Annotated in this window: 2 protein-coding genes and 1 pseudogene; 2 read left to right on the forward strand and 1 reads right to left on the reverse strand. The window is 44.2% G+C overall.

The window, feature by feature from the left end:
• Positions 1-175 (reverse strand): annotated as a pseudogene (locus AB4653_RS22710) (coniferyl-aldehyde dehydrogenase); the annotation flags it as partial.
• A 561-nt stretch (positions 176-736) separates the two neighbouring features.
• Between AB4653_RS22710 and speA the strand changes: the two are divergent.
• Entirely contained in the window at positions 737-2,644 is a 1,908-nt protein-coding gene (gene speA / locus AB4653_RS22715; RefSeq protein WP_102257374.1) for an arginine decarboxylase, read from the forward strand.
• Positions 2,644-3,570, forward strand: a complete 927-nt coding sequence (speB, locus tag AB4653_RS22720; RefSeq protein WP_009846513.1) for an agmatinase — start codon at positions 2,644-2,646, stop codon at positions 3,568-3,570. Before speA ends, speB begins: the two co-directional genes overlap by 1 nt.
• The last annotated feature ends 151 nt before the right edge of the window (positions 3,571-3,721 follow it).

Below are 3,721 nucleotides of genomic sequence, written 5' to 3' on the forward strand. Positions count from 1 at the left end.
CAATCAACTGCTCTTGATAGCGCATTAGCAACGCTTTTAATTCTGAGAGGTTTTTTCTTCTCTGCTCAAGCGTTGGATTAACATTACAGCGGTAGTGATCTTTTTGTCGGTTGAACATTTGATCCATGTCGTTGATGCTCGACGTGTTTGGTTCAAGGTCTAGATTATGGCTCATAGTATCCCCTAAATTCGAAAGCTGACCGATTGGTTGGTCGGTTGAAATTACAAGAATATCCAACCAAATACAAGATATGCGCGAGAAAAGTTCAAAAATTGAGCGGTTACAACATTGAAGTGAGCGAGTTTTAGTAGGAAGAACGAAGTGTTTATAGGTATCGAATCACGGGATACAAGTTGTGTTTGTGATAGCGAGAGTTCAGATTGGGAAGTGCGCATATTTGTCACAACCCTGACTTAACTTGACCAGGTTAGCTAAGAATTTTATGTGTCTTTGGTATTTTATTCACCTGATTCTTTGTTAGAAAGTGCTTTAAATCTAATGCGCTTCAGCCTGTTTTTTGGCCTAAAACCTTGTAATACCTTACCTGTCACTTTAAGTCGGGTCGACGATAAAAAAACGTAATCGTAACCACAAATATCAATGGTTGGACTCACTCTTAATAATATCGGTTAATGCAGCCAACAAATCGTTTTCGAACGTTTTTTGTTGGGTTATACCTCGCTATTCCAATGAGGTATCTTCTGTCGATGGCCCTATAGTGTGAGGTCTCTAGAATTGGAAAATTCGGTTAATTTGGAACGCATCCGTGCTGAGTATAATGTAAAGCACTGGAGCCAAGGTTTTTATGGAATTGATGATAATGGTGAGGTGTATGTATCACCGAGCGAAACCGATCATCAAGTTCCGCTAAGTCAGATCGTAAAACAGTTAGAGCAGAGAAATATTGGTTTGCCTGCTCTTGTGCGTTTTCCTCAAATAGTGCATCAACGTGTGCACAATATCTGTAACGCATTCAACCAAGCGATCGACGAATATCAGTACGATAACCGTTACCTACTTGTTTACCCGATTAAAGTTAACCAACAGAAAGAAGTGGTTGACGAGATCTTAGCGAGCCAAGCTCAATTAGAGCAGAAGCAGCTTGGTTTAGAGGCGGGCAGCAAGCCTGAACTATTAGCGGTATTGGCACTGGCTCAAAAAGCGAGCTCTGTGATCGTGTGTAACGGTTACAAAGACAGAGAATACATCCGTCTTGCGCTTATTGGCGAAAAGCTAGGCCACAAAGTATTTATCGTTCTAGAGAAGTTGTCAGAGCTTGATCTTGTCCTTTCTGAAGCAAAAGCGCTTGGCGTGAAACCTCGTTTAGGTCTACGCATTCGTCTTGCATCTCAAGGTGCAGGTAAATGGCAAGCAAGTGGTGGTGAGAAGTCGAAATTCGGTTTGTCTGCATCACAAGTATTGACCGTTATTGAACGCTTGAAAGCAGAAGATCAACTGGATGTTCTAGAGCTCGTGCACTTCCACCTTGGCTCGCAAATGGCGAATATTCGTGATGTACGAAATGGTGTGAGTGAAGCGGCTCGTTTTTACTGTGAACTGCGTGATATAGGTGCTCAACTGAAGTTCTTAGACGTTGGTGGCGGTTTGGCGGTCGATTACGACGGCACACGTAGCCAGTCTTCAAACTCAATGAACTACGGCTTGCTTGAGTACGCTCGCAACATCGTAATGACAGTAGGGGATATTTGTAAGCTCTACAATCAGCCGCAACCTGTGATCATTTCTGAATCTGGTCGTTCGTTGACTGCGCATCACGCTGTGCTTGTTACTAACGTGATCGGTACAGAAAGCTATTCTCCGGAAGATATGGCTGCGCCTGAAGCTGACGCACCAATGTTGCTAAACAACATGTGGAAGAATTTCTTAGAGCTAGATGCGGGTAATGATGACCGCGCGCTGATTGAGATCTACAACGACACGCAAAGTGATATCGCAGAAGCACACAACCAATTTGCGACGGGTATGCTGAATCTTCAGCACCGTGCTTGGGCAGAGCAGATGTCTTTGCGTATTAACTACGAACTTAGCTCTCGTATGAGTACTAAGAACCGTTACCACCGTCCTATTTTGGATGAGTTGAGCGAGCGTTTGGCTGATAAGTTTTTCGTGAACTTCTCGCTGTTCCAATCTTTACCAGATGCTTGGGGTATTGATCAGGTATTCCCTGTATTACCTCTAAGTGGTTTGGATAATGCGGATGAGCGACGCGCTGTAGTACTGGATATCACCTGTGATTCTGACGGTACGATTGACCAGTATGTTGATGGCCAAGGTATTGAAACGACTCTGCCAGTTCCTGCATGGAACCCAGATGAACCATACCTGATGGGCTTTTTCTTAGTAGGCGCATACCAAGAGATCTTGGGTGATATGCATAACCTATTTGGTGATACCCACAGTGTAGTGGTGAATGTTGATGAAAGTGGTCAAGCGAATATCGACTACATCAATGAAGGCGATACGGTTGAAGACATGATGCGTTATGTTCACATTGATACGGATCTGATTCGTCAGAACTACAAAGATTTGGTCACGGCAAAAGTACCAGCACAAGAGCAGCAAAGCGTACTTGAAGAGTTAGAGCAAGGCTTGATGGGTTACACCTATCTTGAGGATTTTTAATGAACGATCTATTTACCAAACCAGATTACTCGCTGTACTCCAACGCGATGACTTTTATGCGTCGTCCATTGGTACAGAACCCAATTGATAACGATGCTGATGTGGTTGTGTTGGGCGCGCCGTTAGATATGGCGACGTCGGGTCGTCCGGGTGCTCGTATGGGGCCTGATGCGATTCGTCGTGCGTCTGTAAACTTGGCGTGGGAAGGCAAAAAATTTCCTTGGGACTTCAATGTATTTGAACACACCTCGGTGATTGATGCTGGCGATCTTGTGTTTGATTGCGGTGATGCAGAAGACTTAACTCAGCGTCTAGAAGCAGCCGCTGATGCGATTCTAAACAGCGGTAAAACACTGTTAGGGTTAGGTGGCGATCACTTCATTACATTGCCTTTGCTAAGAGCATACGGCAAGAAGTACGGTGAAATGGCTCTGATTCATTTTGACGCGCACACTGATACTTACAGTCAGGGTAGTCGTTACGATCACGGTACTATGTTCTACCATGCGCCAAATGAAGGGTTAATCTCGCCTGAGCATTCTGTGCAAATAGGTATTCGTACAGAGTATAAGCAGGAAGGTCATGGCTTTAATGTTATCAATGCGATGCAAGCGAATGACATGAGCGTGGATGAGATCATTGCTCAAGTGAAAGGCATTGTTGGTGATAAGCCAGTTTACCTAACGTTTGATATCGATTGTCTGGATCCTGCTTTTGCGCCGGGTACTGGGACGCCTGTGTGTGGTGGTTTGAATTCAGATAAAGTGCTCAAAATCATTCGTGGCTTACAGGGTATCAACATGGTTGGTATGGACGTTGTAGAAGTGTCTCCTGCCTATGACCAAAGCGAAATTACGGCTCTAGCTGGCGCAACTATCGCACTTGAGCTGCTTTATGTTTGGACGGCAAATCGCTTAACAAAATAAAATAGTTAGCGAGGCATGTTGAACGTGGCAATCTCGTTTTACGGATAAACACCATATTGCGGTACATGATCTTCTAAAAGCCGCCCGAGTTAAACTCGGGCGGCTTTTTTGTATCTATTGTTTTGTCCTAAAACGTATTCCTTTTGATATG

The sequence above is a fragment of the Vibrio sp. 10N.222.48.A3 genome (assembly GCF_041475345.1).
GTDB classification, from domain to species: Bacteria; Pseudomonadota; Gammaproteobacteria; order Enterobacterales; family Vibrionaceae; genus Vibrio; species Vibrio tasmaniensis_A.